The sequence below is a fragment of the Streptacidiphilus carbonis genome (assembly GCF_000787775.1).
Taxonomy (GTDB): Bacteria; Actinomycetota; Actinomycetes; order Streptomycetales; family Streptomycetaceae; genus Streptacidiphilus; species Streptacidiphilus carbonis.
This window is the reverse complement of the sequence record NZ_BBPM01000006.1, coordinates 140,060-160,710: the sequence shown is the minus strand read 5'-3', so window position 1 is coordinate 160,710 and position 20,651 is coordinate 140,060. Positions and strand designations below refer to the sequence as shown.

At 72.6% G+C, this 20,651-nt stretch carries 22 protein-coding genes and 2 pseudogenes; 9 read left to right on the top strand and 15 right to left on the bottom strand.

Annotated features, from left to right (window positions below):
• Window positions 1-134: 134 nt before the first annotated feature.
• Entirely contained in the window at window positions 135-1,550 is a 1,416-nt protein-coding gene (locus TR46_RS06940; protein WP_042395297.1) for a hypothetical protein, read from the bottom strand.
• Entirely contained in the window at window positions 1,520-2,029 is a 510-nt protein-coding gene (locus TR46_RS06935; RefSeq protein WP_084718033.1) for a hypothetical protein, read from the bottom strand. The genes TR46_RS06940 and TR46_RS06935 overlap by 31 nt, the downstream gene beginning before the upstream one ends.
• Before the next feature lie 261 nt (window positions 2,030-2,290).
• Between TR46_RS06935 and TR46_RS06930 the strand changes: the two genes are divergently transcribed.
• Window positions 2,291-4,345, top strand: a complete 2,055-nt coding sequence (locus TR46_RS06930) for a S53 family peptidase (RefSeq protein ID WP_084718031.1) — start codon at window positions 2,291-2,293, stop codon at window positions 4,343-4,345.
• 7 nt (window positions 4,346-4,352) lie between these two features.
• Here the strand turns inward: TR46_RS06930 and TR46_RS06925 are convergent, their stop codons facing one another.
• From TR46_RS06925 to folE, 4 genes are all read right to left on the bottom strand, one after another.
• Entirely contained in the window at window positions 4,353-4,811 is a 459-nt protein-coding gene (locus tag TR46_RS06925; protein ID WP_042395289.1) for a cupin domain-containing protein, read from the bottom strand.
• A gap of 107 nt (window positions 4,812-4,918) precedes the next feature.
• A complete protein-coding gene (locus TR46_RS06920) occupies window positions 4,919-6,154 on the bottom strand; it encodes an NAD(P)/FAD-dependent oxidoreductase (protein WP_042395285.1) in 1,236 nt (411 codons plus the stop codon).
• Between the two features lie 48 nt (window positions 6,155-6,202).
• On the bottom strand, window positions 6,203-6,568 hold the full coding sequence (locus TR46_RS06915) for an arsenate reductase family protein (RefSeq protein ID WP_042395283.1): 366 nt from the start codon (window positions 6,566-6,568) through the stop codon (window positions 6,203-6,205).
• 17 nt (window positions 6,569-6,585) lie between these two features.
• Window positions 6,586-7,239, bottom strand: coding sequence for a GTP cyclohydrolase I FolE (gene folE / locus TR46_RS06910; protein WP_152626330.1), 654 nt, complete (start codon window positions 7,237-7,239; stop codon window positions 6,586-6,588).
• 154 nt (window positions 7,240-7,393) lie between these two features.
• Here folE and TR46_RS06905 point away from each other — a divergent pair, with 154 nt between their 5' ends.
• Window positions 7,394-8,200 carry a helix-turn-helix transcriptional regulator gene (locus TR46_RS06905; protein ID WP_042395279.1) on the top strand — a complete coding sequence of 269 codons (807 nt, stop codon included), beginning with the start codon at window positions 7,394-7,396 and terminating at the stop codon, window positions 8,198-8,200.
• A 7-nt stretch (window positions 8,201-8,207) separates the two neighbouring features.
• Here the strand turns inward: TR46_RS06905 and TR46_RS06900 are convergent, their stop codons facing one another.
• On the bottom strand, window positions 8,208-8,774 hold the full coding sequence (locus TR46_RS06900) for a TetR family transcriptional regulator (protein ID WP_042395277.1): 567 nt from the start codon (window positions 8,772-8,774) through the stop codon (window positions 8,208-8,210).
• Window positions 8,775-8,902: 128 nt separating this feature from the next.
• On the opposite strand from TR46_RS06900, the gene TR46_RS06895 reads away from it, so the two are divergent.
• Window positions 8,903-9,826: an SDR family oxidoreductase gene (locus tag TR46_RS06895; protein ID WP_042395273.1), complete on the top strand. Its 924-nt coding sequence runs from the start codon at window positions 8,903-8,905 to the stop codon at window positions 9,824-9,826.
• Between the two features lie 150 nt (window positions 9,827-9,976).
• Here TR46_RS06895 and TR46_RS06890 read toward each other — a convergent pair whose 3' ends face one another.
• Entirely contained in the window at window positions 9,977-10,702 is a 726-nt protein-coding gene (locus TR46_RS06890; protein WP_042395271.1) for a Mut7-C RNAse domain-containing protein, read from the bottom strand.
• Window positions 10,703-10,828: 126 nt separating this feature from the next.
• On the opposite strand from TR46_RS06890, the gene TR46_RS06885 reads away from it, so the two are divergent.
• Window positions 10,829-11,440, top strand: a complete 612-nt coding sequence (locus TR46_RS06885; protein WP_042395257.1) for a hypothetical protein — start codon at window positions 10,829-10,831, stop codon at window positions 11,438-11,440.
• A gap of 39 nt (window positions 11,441-11,479) precedes the next feature.
• Here the strand turns inward: TR46_RS06885 and TR46_RS06880 are convergent, their stop codons facing one another.
• Together TR46_RS06880 and TR46_RS06875 are read right to left on the bottom strand one after the other, a co-directional pair.
• Entirely contained in the window at window positions 11,480-12,103 is a 624-nt protein-coding gene (locus TR46_RS06880; protein WP_042395625.1) for a VOC family protein, read from the bottom strand.
• A 77-nt stretch (window positions 12,104-12,180) separates the two neighbouring features.
• On the bottom strand, window positions 12,181-12,435 hold the full coding sequence (locus TR46_RS06875) for a hypothetical protein (protein ID WP_042395255.1): 255 nt from the start codon (window positions 12,433-12,435) through the stop codon (window positions 12,181-12,183).
• A gap of 304 nt (window positions 12,436-12,739) precedes the next feature.
• Here TR46_RS06875 and TR46_RS44035 point away from each other — a divergent pair.
• A pseudogene (locus TR46_RS44035) lies at window positions 12,740-14,305 on the top strand (ricin-type beta-trefoil lectin domain protein); the annotation flags it as partial.
• Between the two features lie 54 nt (window positions 14,306-14,359).
• Window positions 14,360-14,768: pseudogene (locus TR46_RS39170) on the top strand (discoidin domain-containing protein); the annotation flags it as partial.
• 178 nt (window positions 14,769-14,946) lie between these two features.
• Here TR46_RS39170 and TR46_RS06865 read toward each other — a convergent pair.
• Window positions 14,947-16,179: an RNA polymerase sigma factor gene (locus tag TR46_RS06865; RefSeq protein ID WP_042395252.1), complete on the bottom strand. Its 1,233-nt coding sequence runs from the start codon at window positions 16,177-16,179 to the stop codon at window positions 14,947-14,949.
• A complete protein-coding gene (locus tag TR46_RS06860; RefSeq protein ID WP_042395249.1) occupies window positions 16,179-16,532 on the bottom strand; it encodes a YciI family protein in 354 nt (117 codons plus the stop codon). Before TR46_RS06860 ends, TR46_RS06865 begins: the two co-directional genes overlap by 1 nt.
• Window positions 16,533-16,645: 113 nt before the next feature.
• Between TR46_RS06860 and TR46_RS06855 the strand changes: the two genes are divergently transcribed.
• Complete coding sequence (locus tag TR46_RS06855) at window positions 16,646-17,422, top strand: isocitrate lyase/PEP mutase family protein (protein ID WP_042395248.1); 777 nt, start codon at window positions 16,646-16,648, stop codon at window positions 17,420-17,422.
• Between the two features lie 41 nt (window positions 17,423-17,463).
• Here TR46_RS06855 and TR46_RS06850 read toward each other — a convergent pair whose 3' ends face one another.
• From TR46_RS06850 to TR46_RS06840, 3 genes are all read right to left on the bottom strand, one after another.
• Window positions 17,464-18,345, bottom strand: coding sequence for a hypothetical protein (locus tag TR46_RS06850; RefSeq protein ID WP_236655232.1), 882 nt, complete (start codon window positions 18,343-18,345; stop codon window positions 17,464-17,466).
• A 67-nt stretch (window positions 18,346-18,412) separates the two neighbouring features.
• Entirely contained in the window at window positions 18,413-19,129 is a 717-nt protein-coding gene (locus TR46_RS06845) for an NUDIX domain-containing protein (RefSeq protein ID WP_042395245.1), read from the bottom strand.
• On the bottom strand, window positions 19,126-19,509 hold the full coding sequence (locus tag TR46_RS06840) for a hypothetical protein (RefSeq protein ID WP_042395242.1): 384 nt from the start codon (window positions 19,507-19,509) through the stop codon (window positions 19,126-19,128). Before TR46_RS06840 ends, TR46_RS06845 begins: the two co-directional genes overlap by 4 nt.
• A 49-nt stretch (window positions 19,510-19,558) precedes the next feature.
• Here TR46_RS06840 and TR46_RS06835 point away from each other — a divergent pair, with 49 nt between their 5' ends.
• Both TR46_RS06835 and TR46_RS42105 read left to right on the top strand, forming a co-directional pair.
• Window positions 19,559-20,317, top strand: a complete 759-nt coding sequence (locus TR46_RS06835; RefSeq protein WP_042395239.1) for a DeoR/GlpR family DNA-binding transcription regulator — start codon at window positions 19,559-19,561, stop codon at window positions 20,315-20,317.
• 137 nt (window positions 20,318-20,454) lie between these two features.
• Entirely contained in the window at window positions 20,455-20,619 is a 165-nt protein-coding gene (locus TR46_RS42105; protein WP_161790093.1) for a hypothetical protein, read from the top strand.
• Window positions 20,620-20,651 lie beyond the last annotated feature (32 nt).

Genomic DNA, 20,651 nt, shown 5'->3' with positions numbered 1-20,651 from the left:
CAGGTCTGTGGAGCTGGCGTAAGACTGCTGGGCGTACCAACGTCCCTGGCCGTTGATTCGGGGCAGCTGCTGTCGATGAAGCAGAAAGCTCGACCCGCTAGGGAAGAATCCCCCTGCTTCAGCTGGGGGAGAGGTCAAGAGCGCAGCAGCTTTCCGGCGCGTTCGCGCAGCACCTGGACGGCCTCGGTCGCGGCCTTCTCGGCCCGGGCGCCGTCCTTGTCGGTGGTGCCCGCGGCCCATGCCCCGGCGTGCAGGGCGACCGTGCGACGGCCCTTGACGGCCTCCACCGCCAGCGGTTGCAGCAGGAACCGGCCGGCGTCCCAGCGCAGCAGGCCGATGCAGGCCCGGGAGGCGGCCACCGCCTGCGGAGTGAGCGGGGACGCGGACGGGAGGCGGTCGACGTCGACCTCCCAGACCGATCCGGCCAGGGCGAAGGTCACCGCACCGTCCTGCTCGTCGGCCCGGTAGCCCTCCAGGAAGACCGGTTCGGCCAGCCGGGCCGGGTGCCGGTCCAGCGGTGCGGTCCAGGAGCCGGTCGCGGCGGGCAGGGCGACGCGGGCGGTGGCGAACGGATCGGCGGGTCCGCCGGTGCGGGCGAGGTCGTCGTTCCAGAGCAGATCGCCCTCGTCGGTGACCGGCATGTCGGTCAGCTCCATCGTGAGGCCCTCCGCCAGAGCCGAGAACAGCGACAGGTGCGGGCGCAGCAGCTGCCAGCCGCCGGCGCCGACCACGGTGTCGGGCTTGGGAGCGGACACACTGGCCCGGACCAGCCGCGCCGGGCCGCCGTCGGCGGGCTCGAACACCGCGTGGACCTGCGCCTGGACGCCGGTCGAGTGCTCGTGCAGGTCCACGCCCAGCGGCAGCAGCCGTCCGGTGACGGTTCCTGACGGGGGCGCGGCGGGGTAGCCGGGGTCGGACAGCAGCATGCCGCGGGTCCACAGGTCCGCCCAGCGGCGCACCGGGAAGCGGTCCTGGCCCGCGCCGGGGCAGAACGCGTCCAACTCGGCGGCGAAGCCGTCCAGCAGCGACGCCAACCGGCGCAGGGCCGGGTCCGCAAGCATCCCGGCGACCACCGGTTCGGCCCCGGCGACCAGCTCCCGGTCCAGGCCCTGCCAACCGGCACGGGCCAGGTCGCACAGCCACGCCCGCGCGCCGGCCAGCCGGTTAGGCGCCGCTGCCGGGGCGGTCGGCGGTGCGTCAACTCCGCTGCTGCTGCGGCCGGTTACCGCGTACACCCGGGTGGCCAGCGCGTCATGGACGGCGCCCAGCAGTGCGGTGCGTCCTGCGGCCAGCGCCACCAGGTGCTCCTCCGAAGCGGCTCCGGCCGCCGCCTTCTCGGCGGCCACCGCGACGCTGGCTGCCAACGGCGACCCGGCGACGGCGTCGGCCAGCCCCCGCAGGCCTTCCTCCTGGTCCGGTCGGGGCCGGAGCAGGCCACCGGTCAGGACCCGGTCGAACGCGTCGACCGCGGCCAGGGCCTGGTCGAGGCCGTCCACCGGGTCGTCCAGCTGTACGGTCATCAGGCTGCCTTCCTGGTCGGCGGGAACCACTGCATCTCCGGCAGCGGCACTGTGGTCGGCGCCAGCTCCAGGTAGGCCAACTGGCGCAGGAAGCGGGCGAACACCGCGGGCGCGGCCTCCTTGCCCGCCTGCACCGGCCGGGTGCCGGTCATGGCCGCGGCCAGGCTGTACGGGCCCGACCCGCTGGTCCCGCCGTCGGTGTCGATCCGCAGATAGCGGGCGACGCGTTCGGCGCCGTACTGCAGCTCGGCCTCGACCAGCAGGGCCAGGATGTGGTTGCAGAACGAGCCGCGCAGGCCGCCGCAGGGACGGTTGTTGTTGGTGCTGCACGCGAAGGCGAAGTCACCGGCCGCGACGGACGACACATAGACGCGTCCGATGTCGGAGCCGCTGGAGACCACGCCCTGCAGCCGGCCGTCGGCCAGTTCCACGAACGGCACTTTGGCGAGCTTGCGGGGCCGCGCGGGAGCCACCACGCGGGCCGTGCTCGAGTCCTCCCGATGGGACAACAACGCACTGCCTCCTAGGGCATGGGCAGAAGAACGGGCAGGAGAATGGGGGTTGTCCGCCGGATCGGCGCGACATGATCGAAGCTACCGGTGCCCACTGACAATCGAGCCGGGCAGCGGCGCCGCGCCCGCGGATCCGCCCTGCCGGGTCCGGTGGGGGTTGTCCGTACCCGGGAGTTGGGGGGCAGCACCAATGTCCGGGGATCCGGGCCGACCTAGCGTCGAACGGGTGACGATGCGGTCGGATCCCAGGAGGCAGACATGATGGCGGGCCATGGATGGAGCAGGCGGTCAGCCGTCGCGGCGGGCGCGGTGTTGGCGCTGACCGTGGGCACGGTACCGGCCGCGACGGCGGCGGGCGGCGGACGGGCCTCCGCACCGCCCGGCAGGGCCGCCGTGGCCGACTATGTGCCGTTGTGGTCGGTGCCGACCACCGAAGACGGCACCGCAGCAAAGGACTTGGGCGTGGCCGCGGCTTCGGCGCCGGTGGCCGTGCGGGTCTACCTGACCGGGAGGAATCCGGCAGGACTGGCCGGGTACGCGAAAGCGGTGTCCACCCCGGGCAGTCCGCTGTACCGGCGGTACCTGACTCCCGGTCAGGAGCAGGCGCTGTTCGGGCCGACCCGGGACCGGACGGACGCCGTCCGCTCCTGGCTGAGCGCTGCCGGACTACGGGTGACCGCGGTCTCGGCGCACTATGTCGAGGTCACCGGCACGGCTGCCCAGGCCGACCTGGCGTTCGGCGTGAGCTGGCACAGCTATCGGGTGGGCGCGGATCCGGTGCGGCAGTACGGCCGACAGGTGGCCGGCACGCCGCAGCAGGCACCGGTGCCGGGCGCGAGTGCCTCCGTGCCCGCGCAGGTCGCGTCTGCAGTGGCCACGGTCGTCCCGATGGAGACCGGCATTCCCGGCTACGCAGGCCGCGGCGAGGCGACCTCGACCAGCGGCGGGTCGGCCGTCGCCGCGTCGTCGGGCACGACGTCCGCACCCTGCTCGGTGTATTTCGGCCAGCGGTCGGCCGACACATTGCCGACCGCGTACGGCGCCAAAGCGCCCTACGCGGGCTGCGGTTACACGCCGCAGCAGTTGCGCAGCGCCTACGGCGTGCCGTCGGACCTGACCGGCGCCGGCGTGAGCGAGGCCGTGGTGGCCGGCGGGCACACCCCGAGCATGGCGCACGACCTGGCGACCTTCGGCGCCCGTCACGGCGAGCCGCTGGCCCCGGGCCAGTTCTCCCAGATCCTGCCGTCGGGCCTCGACGAGACCTGTGCGAGTCAGGGGCCGATGTACTCCGAGGACTTCGCGGACGTACAGGAGGTGCACGCGACGGCCCCCGCGGCGCACCTGACGGACCTGGGCGCGAAGTGCGACGACGACGGCCAGGCACTGCCGATCCTCGACGCCTACACCGAGATCGCCGATACCCGGCTCGCGACGGTGGTCAGCAGCGCGTACAACGTCCGGTACAACGAGGCGACCCTCTCGCCCGGCCTGATCGCCCTCTACGAGCAGGTCTTCGAACAGGGCGCGACCGAGGGCATCGGCTACTACGTGGACTCCGACGACGAAGGCGACGACTCGGATGTGTCGCCCACGCACGCACCGACCGTCAGTTATCCCGACGCCGACCCGTGGGTGACCGGAGTCGGCGGTACCACCCTGGCCGTCGGACCTGACGGCGGCTACGCGTGGGAGGCGCCCTGGGGGGACTACACGGCCGGTCTGACCGGCGACGGCACCCGATGGGCCGCTCTGCCCGGCACGTTCCTGGGCGGCGGTGGCGGCGGCACCAGCCGCGTCTTCGCCCGGCCCGGCTACCAGCGCGGCGTGGTCCCCGACGCGCTCAGCCACGCCAACGGTTCGGCCGCGCCGATGCGGGTGCTCCCCGACATCGCCGCCGACGCCAGCCTGGGCAGCGGCGTACGGGTCGGCGTCACGGTGGCACTGGCGCCAGGGCGACCGGCCGCGTACCACGAGTTCTCCCTGGCGGGCACCAGTGTGTCCGTGCAGCTGATCGCCGGCATGCAGGCCGACGCCGAACAGGCCGCCGGCGCCCCGCTCGGCTTCGCGAACCCGGCCCTCTACGCCCGCTACGGCACCGGGGCGTACCACGACGTGACCAGCACGCCGACCGGCCCCGCCGCGCACACGGACGCCGTCGGCCCGGCAGGCACACCGCAACCGGGCTCACCGGCCACGCCCTACCTGATCACCCTCGGCCTCGACCAGACCCTGACCGCCACTCCCGGCTACGACAACGCGACCGGCCTGGGCACACCCGACGCCCGGTACTTCGCCTCCTACCGGCGCAGGTGACCGTACGTCAGGCGAAGTCGGTGGCCGGTGTGGTGGCGTAGCGGGCCATCGCCTCGACGGTGGCCGGCTCGGACAGCTGTCCGTTCTCGGCGACCGTGTCGCCCAGGTCCCGGAAGTACTGCACATAGAGGTCCGGGGTGAAGGTGTTGAGCAGCACGACCGGCTGGTCGCCGGGGTTGGCGAAGGTGTGCGGGACCCCCGGCGGGACCATCACCAGGGTTCCGGCCGGGGCCTCGTGGCTGGTCCGGCCGACGGTGAACACCGCGCAGCCGGACACGACGTAGAAGCCCTCGTCGTGTTCGGCGTGGCGGTGCTGGGGCGGGCCCTCGCTGTGCGGGGCCAGGGTGATCTCGCCGATCCCGAGGCGGTGGCCGGTGGTGCCGCCGTCCTCCAGGATGCGCATCCGCGCCGGGCCGAGCTCGATGACCTCGCCGCCGTCAGGCGCGACGATCGAGACGTCGTTCATGGTCGACTCCCATGTAAGAGCGTACTCTCATGACTATAGGCGGCTTGCGCTTACGGCCACAAGCCGTCCCCGGTCCTGGGGGCACGCTCCGGGCAGCCCGGCCGCGCTCAGCCGGGGATCAGCGACTCCAGGGCGACCTGCGGGTCGGCCAGACGCGCCGGGTCGACGGCCGCGCCGGAGCGGATCAGCGCCTGGACGGGTTCGACGACGTCCCAGACGTTGACGTTCATGCCCGCCAGGACCCGGTCGCCGGCCAGCCAGAACGCGATGAACTCGCGGGCGGCGGTGTCGCCGCGGAAGACGACCCGGTCGTAGCCGCCGGGCTCGACGTAGCCGGTGTACTCCATGCCCAGGTCGTACTGGTCGCTGAAGAAGTACGGCAGCCGGTCGTAGACGACGTCCTGGCCGAGCATCGCCCGGGCCGCCGTCTGCGGCTGGTTCAGCGCGTTGGCCCAGTGCTCGACCCGGATGTGACGCCCCAGCAGCGGGTGGCGGGCGCTGGCGACGTCCCCCGCGGCGTAGATGTCGGGAGCGGAGGTGCGCAACCGCTCGTCGGTGACGACGCCGTTGTCGACGCTGAGCCCCGCGGCTCCGGCCAGGCCGGTGTTGGGGGCGACCCCGATGCCGACCACGACCGCGTCCGACTCGATCCGGGTACCGTCGGCGAGCAGCACGCCGGTCACCGTCCCGGACTCCCCGGTGATGGAGTCCACCTGCACGCCCAGGCGCAGGTCCACCCCGTGGTCGCGGTGCAGGTCGGCGAAGACCTGGGCCGCCTCGGGGCCGAGCACCCGCAGCAGCGGCAGTTCCGCGCTCTCCAGCACCACCACCTCGGCCCCGGCCGCGCGAGCCGCCGCCGCTGTCTCCAGGCCGATCCAGCCGGCGCCGACGACGGTGATCCGGGCCCCGCTGCGGAACACGGTCTTGAGCCGGTCGCTGTCCGCCAGCGTCCGCAGGTACAGCACGCCGTCCAGGTCGGCGCCCGGGACCTGCAGCGGGCGGGGCGAGGCGCCGGTGGTCAGCAGCAGCTTGGCGTAGTCGACCCGGCTGCCGTCGGAGAGCGTCAGCCGGTGCGCGCCGGGGTCCAGGGCGCTGGCCGTCGCGCCCAGCCGCAGGTCGACGTCGTGGTCGGCGTACCACTGCCGCGGATGGACGAAGGCCTTCTCGCGCGGGTCCTTGCCCAGCAGGTAGCCCTTGGACAGCGGCGGGCGCTCGTAGGGGTGCTCGCGCTCCTCCCCGATCAGGACCAGCGGGCCCTGGAAGCCCTGCTCGCGCAGCGCCTGCGCGGCCTTGGCACCGCCGAGGCCGGCCCCGACGATGACATGGGCGGTGTTCGCGGTCATGGTCACTCTCCTCCGATGGCTTCCTGCTCTTTCAGGATGACCCGGCCTTCAGGATGGCGCGGGCAGGACGGACCGGACGGCTTCGGCGGTGCGGGCGACGACCGCCGATCCGTCGTCGGCGGTGATGATCGGACGCTGGATCAGGGCCGGGTGCTGCGCCAGCGCCTTGATCCAGCGGTCGCGGTCGGCCGGGTCCCGGGACCAGTCGGCCAGGCCCAGTTCGGCCGCGAGGGGTTCACCGGTTCGGGTGATGTCCCACGGCTCCAGGACCAGCCTTTCGAGCAGTTCTGCGAGCTCGTCGGTGGTGGGCGGGTCGTCCAGGTAGCGCCGCACCGTGTACTGCGTGCCCTCGTCGTCCAGGAGTGACAGCGCCGAGCGGCACTTCGAACACGCCGGGTTGATCCAGATCTCCAAAGCGGGTCCTTTCGGGGTCAGCGGGTGATGCCGGTCAGCGCGAGGAACTCGCTGCGGGAGCGCGGGTCGTGGCGCAGCAGGCCCTGCAGGGTGGAGGTCACCGTGGTCGAACCGGTGGCCTGGACACCGCGCAGGGTCATGCAGGTGTGCTCGGCCTCGATGACCACTCCTACACCCTTGGGGTCGAGCCGGTTCTGCAGCCAGTCGGCGATCTGCTTGGTGAGGCGCTCCTGCACCTGCGGGCGGCAGGCGAAGTGCTCGACCACCCGGGCGAGTTTGGACAGCCCCAGGATCCGCTGCCCGGGCAGGTAGCCGACGTGGGCGGTGCCGACGAAGGGCAGCAGATGGTGCTCGCACACCGATCGCACCGGGATGGACCTGGCCAGGACCAGCTCGTTGTAGCCCTCGTCGTTGGGGAAGGTGGTCAGGTCGAAGGCGCGGGGGCTGAAGAGCTCGGCGTAGGCGCGCGCCATCCGCCCGGGGGTGCCCTGCATGCTCTCGCTGTCGGTGCTGAGCCCGAGGGCGTGCAGGAACTGGCGGGCCGCGTCCTCCGCCGCCGCCAGGTCGACACCGTCCGTGTCGTGCACCACCCGCAGCGCGGCGGGGGCGGGTATCGGGGGCTCCGCGTCGAGGCGGGCGGGCCGGGCGGCGGGCTGGTGTCGGGCGGTCATGTCGGGTGCCTCCGATGCCCGCGACGGCAGGCTCTGCTTGTGGCCTGATTTCACCAGTAAGTATTGGACTTATTCAAGGCGACGGTCAACCCGCCACGGTCGTCGCAGTGCCGGGCCCCGTTATGAACACGGTCGTAGCCGTTACCCTGGAAGGGTGGCTACCAGTCCGGCTCGCTCCGAGCCCTCCGCCGGCGACCCGGTCGGCACCGTCGCCGTGCTCGCCGACGGGCAGCGCCGCCGGATGTACGACTTCGCCCGCCGCGCCCGGCGGCCGGTGACCCGCGAGGAGGCGGCGGCCGACGCCGGGGTCTCCGTCAAGCTCGCCGCCTTCCACCTCGACAAACTCGTCGAGGCCGGCCTGCTGCGCAGCCGCTACGAGAACCCGGACGGGATCCGCAAGGTCGGCCGCAAGCCCAAGGTCTACGAACCCGGCGACGCCGACATCCACGTCAGCATCCCGGAGCGCCGCCCCGATGTGATCGCCGAGATCCTCATCGACGCCGTCCTCACCGGCCGACCGGACGAGGACGCCCGCACCGCGGCCCTGCGCACCGCCTATCGGCGCGGCCAGGACATCGGAGCCGCCGAACGGGCCCGGATCCGACCGGGCCGACTCGGCCCCGAACGCTCCATCAGCGCCGGCGAGCCGCTGCTGGAGCAGTACGGATTCGAGCCCGACCGCCAGGCCCCGACCAGGCTGCGCCTGCTCAACTGCCCGTTCCACCAGCTGGCGGCCCGGTCGCCGGAACTGGTCTGCGGGATCAACCACGCCTTCCTCGGCGGAGTCCTCGACGGCCTGGAGGCCACCGGCGTCGACGCCGTGCTCACCCCCCGCCCCGGCCTGTGCTGCGTCGAACTGCGCGAATCCGCCCGCACCGAGGGGCCCGGGGCGGGCGCCGCGCCGATCGGCTGCGGCCGCGCGGATCCGGTGGTGCCGCCCGTCGGAACGGACACCACCTGACGTCGGCTCAGGGCTTGGCGACCGCTGCTGCCAACTCCTCCATCGAATCCGTGACCAGCCGGGTCAGCGGCCCCTCGGCGTTGTCGGCGATCCACCGGGCGAAGGCGACCCGGAAGGCGGCCAGGCCGGTCTCCGCGAGCAGCCGGGCGGTCCAGACGTCGACGCCGCGTGCCTGCAGCGCGGCCGCCAGGTCGGTGGCCAGGGCGGCGAGCTTGACCAGTTCGCGCTCCTGCAGTTCGACGTGCGCGTCGATGACGGCCTGACGCATCCTCACGTCCTCGGGCCGCTCCTGGACGATCCCGGCCGCCGCCTCCAGCGCCCGGGTGGTCGCGGCGACGGGGGACAGGTCCGCGGGCGCCTCGGTGACCGCGCGTGCGACCACCTCCGTCAGCAGGGCCGTGCCGACGAACAGCACGTCGCGCTTGTCCGCGTAGTGGCGGAAGAAGGTCCGCTTCGTCAGTCCGGCCCGTTCGGCGATGTCCGCGACCGTGGTCTGGTCGAACCCGCGCTCCACGTACAGCTCCATCGCGGCCCGGCCCAGGCGGCCTCGCGCGTTCGGTTCCCATCGTCCCATGGCCCCATCCTAGTGATGACATCCGGTGTCATCGGATGTAGTGTGATGACACCAAGTGTCATTGACTCGTCCCGCCCCCGCATCCCGCGGTGGCGCCGGGGCGGTCAGCTCTTCGGAGGTCATCACCCATGCACGTTTTCGTCACCGGCGCTTCCGGCCACCTGGGCTCCGCGCTCATACCGGAACTGCTCGACGCGGGCCACCGCGTCACCGGCCTGGCCCGCTCCGACTCCTCGGCCGCGGCGGTCGCCGCGCTCGGTGCCGAGGTCCGCCGCGGCGACCTGGACGACCTCGACGGCCTGCGCCAGGCCGCCTCGGCCGCGGACGGTGTCGTCCACCTCGCCTTCAAGCACGACGCGATGCAAGCCGGCTCAATGCTCGACGCCGCGGCGGCCGACCGGAGCGCCGTCGGAGCGCTGGGCGAGGCCCTGGCCGAGTCCGGCTCCGGCAAGGCACTGGTCATCGCCTCGGGTACGCTGCTGCTCGCGTTCGCCGGCGTCCAGGGCCGGGCCGGCACCGAAGCCGACTTCGCGGAGTCCGGCCCGAGGATCGACAGTGAGAACGCGGTGATCGCACTGGCCGAGCGCGGGGTTCGCTCGTCGGTCGTGCGGCTGCCCCCGCTGGTGCACAGCGACCTCGACCAGCACGGCTTCACCAGCGCGCTGATCCGCTTCGCCCGGACCGCGGGCTATGCCGGCTACCCCGGCGACGGCGCCAACAGCTGGCCCGCCGCCCACACCCTCGACGTCGTCCGCCTGTTCCGCCTGGCGCTGGAGCAGGCCCCCGCCGGATCCCGGCTGCACGCCGCGGCCGACGAGGGCGTCCCGCTGCGCGAAATCGCCGAGGCCATCGCCCGCAACCTGGACCTTCCCGCCAAGTCCGTCCCCGCCGAGGAGGTCCCCGGGTACTTCCAGTTCATGGCACCCTTCATCGGACTCGACAACCCGACCTCCAGCGCCCGCACCCGCGAGCTGCTCGGCTGGGCGCCGACCCACCCCGGCCTCATCGCCGACATCGACGCCGGCCACTACTTCACCGCCGGTTCCGAGTAGCCCGGTCCGGGCTGCCCATCACTCCTGGCATATGCCGGACGCGGACCGATCCCGGCGGCTAGCCTGACACCGCGTCAGCCGACCCGCTGATCCCGCGGGCCCCGCCGTCTCCTCCCCCGTCGGCGGGGCTCCGGCGTGTCCGCGATCCTCCTACGCGGTGCCGAACGCGCGCACGGCCTCGTCCACGATGGCGTCCAGGCGGGCGTGGTGGGCGCCGCGCCAGTAGGCCTGGCCGCAGTCGCCGCACTGGGCGAAGACGTCGAACGAACGCGCGGTCCCGCTCGGCAGCCGGTCCTGCAGTGAGGACTTGCTGGCCGCGTGCAGCACTCCGTTGCAGGCCGTGCACCTGGTCCACGGGGCCAACCGGGGGGCGAAGCGTGACAGTACGTCAGTGAGCTGCTCGGCCGGGCGGTGGCTGTAGACGTACGCCCCGGCCCAGATCTCCCGGCGCCGGAGCAGTCCGCGGTCGCGGGAGAGCATCACCCGCTGCTCGGCGGCCGAGCGCGCGGCCAGGGCCGGGTCGCCGATGTCGACGCTCTCGTACGCGGTGTCGACGCCCAGCAGCCGCAGTCGCCGCGCGAGGGTTCCGAGGTGGACGTCGAGCAGGAAGCGCGGCGGGCCGGGAAGCTGCTGGGGCCTGGGCACGGCGTGGACGACCACGTCCTCCCCGTCCGAGGGGATGTGCGAGACGGCCACTCGCTCCCCGTCGACGAGCAGACCGCCGACCTCGGTGAGCGGGGGACCGAGGGATTCGACGACATGGCCGATCGTCGACGTCCCGTCGATGCGCACCGAAGCCCTCTCGCCCCGGTGCCGGGCACTGACGAACACCTGCAGGTCGGGGGCGAAGGTGATGGTGATCCCGGAACTGTCCACAAGGTCAGCATGGCAGTCCGAAGAGGTCGGGCTCCAGCCGTTTCCGTCGGCGGCCGGGGTAGTGCGTTCGGGGTCCGCTGCGCGTGTTCACGGGAATTCGGGCCCGGACGGGGCAGAGAATCGTGCATGAGAATCTATGCGCAGACCCCGGCCCGCCGTACCCGGCAAGTGCTGGCCGACCTGTTGGCGATCGCGGTGATCGTCGGTGCGGCGTGGTTCGCCAGGCTGGTGCACCGCACCATCATGCTGCTGGTCGGCCCCGGCCAGGCCGCGCAGAGCGCGGGGAACCGACTGGCCGGTGGTCTCCACGACGCGGGGAACGCGGCGTCCAGGGTTCCACTGGTGGGTGGGGCACTGAAGCAGCCGCTGCTCGACGCCGCCGAGGCCGGAACCGGTCTGGCCTCGGCGGGACAGGCCGCGGAGCACACGGTCAGCCGGCTGGCTTTCATGATCGCCTTCGTGCTGGTGGCGGTGCCGGTGGTGACGGTGCTGCTGCTCTGGCTGCCGCCGCGGATCCGCTGGCTGCGGAGCAGCTCGCAGGCGCAGCGGCTGCTGGCCGCACCCGGCGGCGCCGACCTCTTCGCTTTGCGCGCGCTGACCGGTCCGTTGCAGGACCTGGCCGGGCTGCGGACCGCGGACGGCGGCCTGGCGGCGGCCTGGCGGCGCGGTGACCGGGAGGTCATCGACGACCTGGCCAGGGTCGGCCTGCGGCGGGTGGGGCTGCAGCCGCCCCGGTAGGGCCGCGCCACCCTCGCAGGGGTGCGGCATGCGGCCGGGTCAGGACGCGGGAGTCAGCGCCGCTGCCTCCCAGCCGAAGCCGTCCGGGTCGCTGAACGGCCCGGTGCTGCCGTTGATCGCCAGGCGGTGCGACCCGCTGCCCTCGGCGGGGACACCCGCGTCCTTGGCCAGCGCGCGGCGTCCGTACAGTCCGAACTTGACGGTGCCGGACGGTGTGGCGAACTCGACGTACTTGCTGCCGAAGCTCTTGCCCACCTCCAGGCCCTGGCTGACGTAGAAGCGCTTGGTCGCGGACACGTCGGTGGAGCCCAGCAGGAGTACGAGGTCGTCGAACTCCAGGGTGGCCGGGCCGGTGTCCTTCTTGGCAGAGGTCGCGATCTTCCAGATGGTCCCGTCCGGGGCCCGCACGACGCCGCCGTAGCCCCAGAAGGACTTGGTCACCGGCTTCAGCGTGGTGGCGCCGGCGTCGAGGGCGGCGGCGAACAGGGCCTTCACATTGCCCGGCTGCGAGACCGTGATCGACAGCACGAACCCGCGGAAGCCGTCGGTCGGCTCCTCCGAGGCGCGCAGGCGCACTCGCGTGCCCAGACCGAGGGCGGCGTAGAAGTGTTCGGCGGCCGTGAGGTCGGCCACCTCGAGGGTGATGGATTCGATGGAAGTCATGACAGTCACGCTAGTTGTGGCCCGGTCGCCGGGGCTTCTCCATTCCTGACCGGTTCGCCGTCCGATCGCCTGTCAGGTCAGAGGAAGCGACCCGCGGCTGACGGCCGCGGGGTCCGGACGTAGCTGAAGCTCAGCACTGCGGCGGCCGGGACCGTGGTGACGAGTGTCTCCGCGTCCGCGTCGCCGTCGCCCGGCGCGATGTGCAGGAACGCACCGTCGGTGGCGACGCGGCCCTGGGCGATCGAGTCGAGGGTCCCGGTTCCGTCGGGATCCGGGATGAGGGCTTCGCGGAGGCGTACGTCGGTCACGGTGATCCAGTCGAGGGCGGTCATGTCGCCAGCGTTCCAGATGAGGATGCCGATGTCGCGCGGTCCCGGTCGATCGGCCGGAAGGCGTCGGAGCCGCACGGATCGTGAGGCGCGCGGGTTCCGGATCCGGGTCGGTGCGTGCGGCGGCGCGCAAAGCCTTGACAGGTGTGTAACAACGCCGTAGAAATCAGCTGCTAGAGAGCGCTCTCTTGTGCGAGGAAAGGGCCAATCGGCCTGCTGGACACAGATGTTGCGGCATTCGAATGCCGTCGCTCCGTGCTGCCCGCGGCCAGATCTGAGAGAGCGCTATCTGCGCTGAAGGGAAGGCATGATGTCCTTCGCACTCCACAAGGGCCGACAAGTCGACCGCAGACCGGCGAGGCTGAGGGGCCGTTCGGTCCTGGCCACGGCAGCGCTCCTGGCCGGCTGCCTGACCGGCGCCGTCACCGCGACGCTGGTCGCCGCACCCGCCGCGCAGGCCGACACCGTGCCGGCCGCACCCGCGGGCTGGAACACCGTTTTCGGCGACGACTTCGCGGGGGCCGCAGGCTCCGCGCCCTCGTCCTCGAACTGGTTCTACGACATCGGCAGCGGCTACGGCACCGGGGAGATCGAGCAGACCACGAGCTCCACCAACAACTCCTACCTGGACGGCAACGGCCACTTGGTCCTCAAGGCGATCAACAGCGGCGGCACCTGGACGTCCGCGCGGCTGGAGAGCACCCGGGACGACTTCCAGGCCCCGGCCGGCGGCGAGCTGGAGATGACCGCCTCGATCGAGCAGCCGAACCCGGCCAACGGCCTCGGCTACTGGCCGGCCTTCTGGGCGCTCGGCGCCCCGATGCGAACCGGCGGCGGCTGGCCCACCTCGGGCGAGCTGGACATGATGGAGGACGTCAACGGGCTGAACGAGGCTTCGCAGACGCTCCATGACTCGGCCAACAGCCCTGGCCACGCCCTGATCCCGTGTCCCGCCGCCGGGTCGAGCTGCCAGACCGGCTACCACACCTACTCGGTGATCATCGACCGCAGCAACACGGCCGCCGAGTCCATGCAGTACCTGATGGACGGCACGGTCGAGAGCACCATCACCGAGGCCTCGGTCGGCACGACCGCCTGGCAGCAGGCCGTCGACCACGGCTTCTTCATCATCTGGGACCTGGCGATGGGCGGCAACTACCCGGACGGGATCTACGGCTCCACCACCCCGACCGCCGCCACCTCCTCCGGCGCCTCGATGAGCGTGGGCTATGTGGCGGTGTACGAGAAGGGCGGCGACTCCACGCCCACCGGGACCGCCACCGCGACCGGCACGGTCAAGGGCATCGGCGGCCTGTGCCTCGCCAACCAGAACTCACTGAACACCGAGGGCAACCCGATCGGTGTCAGCGCCTGCAACGGCAGCGCGGGCCAGCAGTGGTCGCCGTACTCCGACGGCACCTTCCGCGGCCAGGGCGGCTGCCTGGACGTGGTGAGCGCGGGCACGACCAGCGGGACCAACGTCGACTGGTACCCCTGCAACGCCACCGCCGCCCAGGGCTGGACCCATCAGGCCAACGGGGAACTGCTGAACCCCAGCTCCGGCCTGTGCCTGACCGATCCGGGCGGCAACACGGCCAGCCGCCTCGACATCGAGACCTGCACCGACTCGGCGCAGCAGCAGTGGACCCTGCCCACCGGCAGCGGTACCGGCAACACGGTGACGGTGACCGGTCCCGGCGACCAGAGCTCCACGGTCGGCAGCGCGGTGAGCCTGCAGACGCACGCCAGTGACTCGGCGTCAGGTCAGACGCTGACCTACAGCGCCACCGGCCTGCCCGCCGGGCTGTCGATCAGTGCCGGAACCGGCCTGATCTCCGGCACCCCGACCGCGGCCGGGACCTCCAGCGTCACGGTCAAGGCGACCGACGGCACCGGCGCCGCCGGAACCGCCTCCTTCAACTGGACCGTGGCCGCCGCCGGAGGCGGATGCGGCACGACCGACCTCGCGCTGAACAAGACCGCGACCGCCTCGTCGACGGAGAACGCGGGTACCCCGGCGAGTGCGGCGGTGGACGGGGACACCACCGGGACCCGTTGGTCCAGTGCGTTCAGTGACCCGCAGTGGCTGCAGGTGGACCTGGGCTCGACGCAGTCGATCTGCAAGGTGGTCCTGGACTGGGAAACGGCGTACGCGACCGCGTTCCAGGTGCAGACCTCAACGACGGGTCCACCTGGACCAGCATCTACTCCACCACCACCGGACCGGCGGCAGCCAGACCCTGAACGTCACCGGCAGCGGCCGCTACCTGCGGATGAACGGCACCGCCCGGGCCACCCAGTACGGCTACTCGCTCTGGGAACTCCAGGCGTACGGCAGTTGACGCACCACCACCCCGGCGGGGCCGCGAACCCGGTTCGCGGCCCCGCCGCGCGGAGGCAGGTCTCGGCGGCGCGCGCCAACTGCTGCTCGGGGTCCTCGCGGCAGCGGTCACCTACGGCACCGGCCGCCTGATCGGCACCTCCGCCGGCTGACCGGTCCGGCCCCGACGCACGTCAGCCCTCGCCGAGTGCTTCGAGCCGGCGCTGCAGGAACGCGCGCTCGGCCGTATTGCCGCTGCAGGCCGTCGCCGCCCGGTACGCCAGTGCGGCCTCGGCGTCGCGGCCCAGACGGCGGAGCAGGTCGGCCCGGACGGCGTGGAACACGTGGTAGCCGTCGAGGTCGAGGTCGTCGACCAGGGCGAGTGCCGCGGCCGGCCCCTCGACCTCGGCCACGGCCACGGCACGGTTCAGCGCCGCGACCGGGGTCGGGCCGAACTGCAGCAACTGGTCGTACAGCCGGACGATCTGCGGCCAGTCGGTGTCGGCGGCGGACGGCGCATCGCTGTGCACGGCGCTGACCGCCGCCTGGATCTGGTACTGGCCGGGACGGTTGCGCCGCAGGCACTGCCGGACCAGGGCCTGACCTTCGGCGACCAGTTCACGGTTCCAGCGGCCGCGGTCCTGCTCGGCCAGGGGTACGAGTTCGCCGCTGCGGCCGGTCCGCGCCTCCCGCCGCGACTCGGTCAGCAGCATCAGCGCGAGCAGCCCCCTGGCCTCCGGTTCGTCGGGCATCAGCGCGACCAGCAGCCGTCCCAGCCGGACGGCCTCCGCGCAGAGGTCCTCGCGGACCAGCCGGTCGCCCGAACTCGCCGTGTAGCCCTCGTTGAAGACCAGGTAGACGACGGCCAGCACGGACCGCAGCCGGTCCGGGAGGTCCGCCTCGCAGGGGACCCGGTATGGGATCCCGGCGTCGCGGATCTTGCCCTTGGCCCGGACCAGGCGCTGGGCCATGGTCGTCTCGGGCACCAGGAAGGCGTGCGCGATCTCCGCGGTGGTCAGCCCGCCCAGCAGCCGCAGCGTCAGGGCGACCTGGGCGCCGGTGGCCAGGGCCGGGTGGCAGCAGGTGAAGATCAGACGGAGCCGGTCGTCGTGCACCGCGCCCTCCTCGGCCGGTTCGTCATGTTCGTGCAGCAGGGCGGACTGCGCCTGCCGGTCCTCGCGGGACGCCTCGCGCCGCAGCCGGTCGATCGCCCGGTTGCGGGCCGTGGTGATCAGCCAGCCCGCCGGGCTCGGCGGCAGCCCGTCGGCCGTCCAGCGCTGCACCGCCGCGGTGAAGGCGTCCTGCACCGCGTCCTCGGCGGTGTCGATGTCGCCGAGGACGCGGACCAGGACGGCCACCGCGCGGCCGTACTCCGCGCGGAAGACGCGTTCGATCTCCGCGTCGGAGACGGCCGGCGTGTCGGGCATCAGCTCTCGGCCTCGCCCATGAACGGGCGGACCTCGATGGGCAGGGTGGTCGCCCGGGCGGCCTTGCGGCCCCAGTCGAGTGCGGCGTCCAGATCCGGCGCCTTGACGATGCACAGGCCGCCCAGGTACTCCTTGCCCTCGGCGTAGGGCCCGTCGGTGAGGAGCACCTCACCGTCCTGGGACCGCACCACGGTGGCCGTGCTCGGGGCGTGGAGCCCGCCGGCGAAGACCCAGGCTCCGGCGGCCCGCAGCTCCTGGTGGAAGGTGTCCAGGTTCCGGCCGATCTCGGCCAGGACCTCGGGGGCGGGCGGTTCTCCCTGCGGCTGCATCACACTGAGCAGATACTGCTTCATGGCGGTCCTCCTGTGCTGGTCGCGCGTTGTGGTCGGGCCGGCCCTGGCCGGCTTCCTCACCTTCTATACGAACAGCAGCCCCCCGAATCGACACCGCGAGAAAGAGATCTGCGATGACGTTCTCCGACCTGCACCGTGCCGGGGAGGTGCCGTTCCTGCTGCCCAACGCCTGGGACGTGCCCTCGGCCCTGGCCTTCGCGGACGCCGGCTTCCCCGCGGTGGGCACCACCAGCTTCGGCGTCGCCGCCGCGTCCGGGCGCCCGGACGGATCGCGCGCCAGCCGTGAGGCGACCGCGGCCCTGGTACGCGCCCTCGCCGGGCTGCCGGTCTTCGTCAGCGCCGACGTCGAGGACGGATACGACGACGACCCGGAACGGGTGGCCGCCCATGTCGCCGGGCTGGGCGCCGACGGGGTGAACATCGAGGACAGTACCGACGGGCGGCTGATCGACCCGGCCGCCCAGGCCGCGAAGATCGCCGCCGTCAAGCGGCGCAGCCCCGGGGTGTTCGTCAACGCCAGGGTCGACACCTACTGGCTCGGCCAGGACGCCGACCTGCCGACGACACTGGCCCGCGCCGGGCAGTACGTGCGGGCCGGCGCCGACGGGATCTTCGTCCCCGGGGCGAGCAGTCCGGACGACATCGCCGCACTGGCCGCCGCCGTCCCGGTGCCGCTGAACGTGCTCGCCGTCCCCGACCTGCCGCTGACCGAACTCGCCCGCCTGGGCGTGCGCCGCGTCAGCACCGGCTCGCTGCCCTACCGCGCCGCCGTCGACGCGGCCGTCCAGGTCGCGATCGGCGTCCGCGACGGACAGCCGGTCCCCGCCGCCACCCCCTACCCCGTCATGCAGAAGCGGCTGAGTGACTACGACGCGGCCCGCCGGAACTGACCTGGGCCGGCGGGGCCGCGTCGCGTCGTGCTGAGGGCGTGTCAGCCGCGGGTGTAGGTGTAGACGGTGGTGGCGGCGCCGCAGATGCTGGGCTGGATCATCTCGACCCGCAGGATGCCGGTGGCGGGGTCGTAGTCGTCGCCCTCGGCCTCGAAGCCGCCCGAGCAGATGCTCTTCTGCGGGATCGGGCCGAGGTCGGTGACATGGCCGGTGACGGTCGCGCCGTTCAGGGCGTGCGCCAGGTCCACCTGCAGCAGCGGCTTGTCGTCGGCGAACAGGCTGCGGCTGGAGTCGTCGGAGACGCAGACCAGTTGGGTGGCGCTGGTGAAGTCGCAGGCCTGGATGTCGTTGACCGCGTGGTCCAACTGGATCTCACCGGACAGCGCGAGGGTGCCGCCGGTGGGCGAGGTGGCCGGGTTGAGCACCGGGGTCGGGTAGATCTGCAGGTGGTCCATGGTGCCCCACTCGCCGGCGACCATCCACTGGGTGTCGGGGGAGACCGCGTCGAAGGAGTTGTTGTACAGCTCTCCCGAGACCAGCGCGTGGGTGTACTCGTAGGCGGCGCCCGACGGGGTGGTGACCCGGAACATCTTGCTGGTGGGGGTGGAGGCGCCGCTCTGGTAGGCGTCGAAGACATAGCCGTTCGCCGAGTCCGGGTCGCCGATGTGGCTCCAGCCCTGGACCAGCACGGACAGCGGGATCGATCCGGCACCCCGGTACAGCACCGTGTCGCTGGAGCCCGAGTGCACCGTGGCGACGCCCTCCCCGGCGGTCAGGGTGCTGTGCTGGGTGCTGCCGGTCACGGTCCAGCCGGATCCCGCCGCGTGGGCGGCGAGCGCGGGCGCGAGGGCCAGCAGACCGCAGGTGGCTGCGGCTACGACGGCTGACCGGCGGGTCGCCTTGGTCCGGTTCGGTGCACGCATGGGTGACGCTCCCTCAGGTGGGTGGCTCCGACGGCCGCACCATTCTTATCATCCGGCATGTGCATGCCTAGGCGTGCCGGTGGACCGGAGTTGAACACCCGCCGAGATCTCCCGCCGTCCGGGCCGGGGCGAACGGGCCGTCCAGGGCCGCCCATTGCAGCAGCAGGATGGTCTTGCCGTCGCTGATGCGTCCGTCCCTGGTCATCGCGAGAGCCTCGGCGAAGGGGAGTTCGAGGACCTCGATGTCCTCGCCGTCCTCCTCCAGTCCGCCGCCGGGGCCGGTCCGGTCGGCCGCCGTGTAGGGGGCGGCGAAGAAGTGCAGCCTCTCGGTCACCGAGCCGGGGCTCATATAGGCGTCGAGCACATGGGTGAGAGTGCCCAGCGTGACGCCGAGCTCCTCGGAGCTCTCGCGGCGGACCGCGGTGGGAGCGTCGTCCGCGTCCAGCAGTCCGGCGGCGGCTTCGACGAGCATGCCGTCGGGGTGGTCGTTGACATAGGCCGGGTAGCGGAACTGACGGGTCAGCAGGACCGTGCGGCGCGTGACGTCGTAGGGCAGGACCACCGCGCCGTTGCCGCGGTCGTAGGTCTCCCGCTGCTCGGTGGTCCAACGGCCGTCCCTGCGCCGGTAGTCGAAGGTGGAGCGCCGCAGTACGTGCCACCCCTGCGAGGTGAGCTCGACCTCGCGGACCACGACGTCGGGGTTGCGGTCCAGTCCGCGGCCGGCGCGGTCGAGTCCGGTGCGCCCGCGGTGGTCCGGGGTGTCGACGCCGGGACGCGGGGTCATGCGTTCTCCTGGGAGGTGACCGGCGGGATCTCGGCGACGTCGTGGTACACGGGCAGGCCGCGGCGGTGGGCTGTGGCGACGTCCTGGTCGGCTCCGGTGGAGTCGCCGGGCAGGCGCAGTACGGCGTCGCAGCGGGCCAGCAGGCGCTCGGCGGTGGGGTAGAGCACCTCGTCGGCGAGCGGGTCGGTGGGGCCGGCGCCGGCGGAGTGAAGCACGGGCAGTGCGATCCACTCCCCGATCACGGGGAGGTGGCCGGTTGCGAAGACGGGCCAGGCGGCGGCTTCGAGACGGGCCAGGTTGGCGGCCATGGCGCGCGGGTCCCCGTCTGTGCCGGAGCGGTAGGGCCCGGCGATGAGGATGAGCATGGGCTTGTCGGTCATGGGGCGCTACGATACATGCAGAAACGTGCAAGAACAGGAGAGAGTGCGGATGCTGGCTGCTGAACGGCGTGACCACCTGCTGGATCTGCTGGCCCGGGAGGGCAAGATCGTCGCCAAGGATGTCGCCGCCGAGCTGGGGATCTCCGAGGACAGCGTGCGGCGGGACCTGCGCGAGCTCGCGGCCGAGGGGCGGTGCCAGCGGGTCTACGGCGGGGCGCTGCCGGTCTCGCCGGCCGTGGTGGACTACCGCGCCCGGCAGACCGTGGCGCCGGACGGCAAGCGCAGGGTCGCCGCGGTGGCCGCCGGGCTGGTGCGTCCCGGGGGTGTGGTGATCCTGGACGGCGGCACCACGGCCCTGGCCGTCGCGCGCGCGCTCCCGCCGGAGCTGGCCTGCACCGTGGTCACCCACAGCCCGACCGTCGCCGCCGCGCTGCTGGACCATCCAGGGGCGGAGGTGTTCCTGCTCGGCGGCCGCGTCTTCAAGCACTCGGCGGTCGCCTGCGGCGCCGCCGCGGTCGAGGCGGCGCAGCAGGTCTCGGCCGACCTGTTCCTGCTGGGCGTCACGGGTGTGCACCCGGAGGCGGGGCTGACCACCGGCGACGCCGAGGAGGCCGCGATGAAGCGCGCCCTGGCCGCGCGGGCCGCCGACACGTACGTCCTGGCCTCCTCGGAGAAGATCGGCACCGCCTCGCGGTTCACCGTGCTGCCCTGGGAGGGGATCAGCGGCCTGATCACCGACGCCGCACCGCACGATCCGGTGGTCGAGCAGCTCAGGGCGCGCGGCGTCGAGGTCCTGGCGGCCGACTGACGGACCGCTTCCCGCGGGTCGCCGCCCGGCACGGACGGGGCCGTCGCGGATCATGTTCGCGGTTGAGGGAGGAATGCCGGGGATCCCGGGTAGGCGAGTGCGTACAAACAACCCGAAACCGGCGAAAGGACCATGCCATGTCCACCCCCGACGACAAGGACACCCGGCCGCTCGACCCGGAGGAATGGGAGCGCTCCGCGGAGGAGCGGAACATCACCACACCCACGCCGCCGGAGGTCCGCGAGAAGGCCGACGGCGATCAGGAGGAGGGCAACGAGAACGGTCGGGGGAGGCCGGAGTGACCTGCGGCGGCGGGGCCGGAGCAGTACGCTCC

Excerpts from the sequence above, each read along its gene's own strand:
- TR46_RS06930 (WP_084718031.1), top strand. The coding sequence starts at position 2,291 with ATGATGGCGGGCCATGGATGGAGCAGGCGGTCAGCCGTCGCGGCGGGC.
- TR46_RS06925 (WP_042395289.1), bottom strand. The coding sequence starts at position 4,811 with ATGAACGACGTCTCGATCGTCGCGCCTGACGGCGGCGAGGTCATCGAG.
- TR46_RS06920 (WP_042395285.1), bottom strand. The coding sequence starts at position 6,154 with ATGACCGCGAACACCGCCCATGTCATCGTCGGGGCCGGCCTCGGCGGT.
- folE (WP_152626330.1), bottom strand. The coding sequence starts at position 7,239 with ATGACCGCCCGACACCAGCCCGCCGCCCGGCCCGCCCGCCTCGACGCG.
- TR46_RS06900 (WP_042395277.1), bottom strand. The coding sequence starts at position 8,774 with ATGGGACGATGGGAACCGAACGCGCGAGGCCGCCTGGGCCGGGCCGCG.
- TR46_RS06895 (WP_042395273.1), top strand. The coding sequence starts at position 8,903 with ATGCACGTTTTCGTCACCGGCGCTTCCGGCCACCTGGGCTCCGCGCTC.
- TR46_RS06885 (WP_042395257.1), top strand. The coding sequence starts at position 10,829 with ATGAGAATCTATGCGCAGACCCCGGCCCGCCGTACCCGGCAAGTGCTG.
- TR46_RS06880 (WP_042395625.1), bottom strand. The coding sequence starts at position 12,103 with ATGACTTCCATCGAATCCATCACCCTCGAGGTGGCCGACCTCACGGCC.
- TR46_RS06875 (WP_042395255.1), bottom strand. The coding sequence starts at position 12,435 with ATGACCGCCCTCGACTGGATCACCGTGACCGACGTACGCCTCCGCGAA.
- TR46_RS06865 (WP_042395252.1), bottom strand. The coding sequence starts at position 16,179 with ATGCCCGACACGCCGGCCGTCTCCGACGCGGAGATCGAACGCGTCTTC.
- TR46_RS06860 (WP_042395249.1), bottom strand. The coding sequence starts at position 16,532 with ATGAAGCAGTATCTGCTCAGTGTGATGCAGCCGCAGGGAGAACCGCCC.
- TR46_RS06855 (WP_042395248.1), top strand. The coding sequence starts at position 16,646 with ATGACGTTCTCCGACCTGCACCGTGCCGGGGAGGTGCCGTTCCTGCTG.
- TR46_RS06850 (WP_236655232.1), bottom strand. The coding sequence starts at position 18,345 with ATGCGTGCACCGAACCGGACCAAGGCGACCCGCCGGTCAGCCGTCGTA.
- TR46_RS06845 (WP_042395245.1), bottom strand. The coding sequence starts at position 19,129 with ATGACCCCGCGTCCCGGCGTCGACACCCCGGACCACCGCGGGCGCACC.
- TR46_RS06840 (WP_042395242.1), bottom strand. The coding sequence starts at position 19,509 with ATGACCGACAAGCCCATGCTCATCCTCATCGCCGGGCCCTACCGCTCC.
- TR46_RS06835 (WP_042395239.1), top strand. The coding sequence starts at position 19,559 with ATGCTGGCTGCTGAACGGCGTGACCACCTGCTGGATCTGCTGGCCCGG.
- TR46_RS42105 (WP_161790093.1), top strand. The coding sequence starts at position 20,455 with ATGTCCACCCCCGACGACAAGGACACCCGGCCGCTCGACCCGGAGGAA.